A 326-nucleotide genomic window follows, 5' to 3' on the forward strand; every position below is an offset into this window, starting at 1 on the left:
CTCCTATTAAGGAGAACCCTAGAAGACTCTCACCTCGCTATAGTACCATTAAGGAATGACTAATAGGGCCTAATTTTTGTCTAAATATATAAATATGCAATATTGCATATAAAAATGTATTGATGTAAATGTAAGCGCTTACTATAATAAAAGCATAAAGATAAATCACATCTTAGCAACAACATAAGAGGAGGAAATAACATGGAAATCGCAATGACAGTTTTAAAATTTGTAGGTGGATTAATTCCAATGGTTCAAGAACTTTTAAAAGCATTTATGTAAGTTTACTATTTAGCAATTATTTATAAAATTATCATAGCTTAATA

Source organism: Bacillus sp. AFS023182 (genome assembly GCF_002560575.1).
Taxonomy (GTDB): Bacteria; Bacillota; Bacilli; order Bacillales; family Bacillaceae_G; genus Bacillus_A; species Bacillus_A arachidis.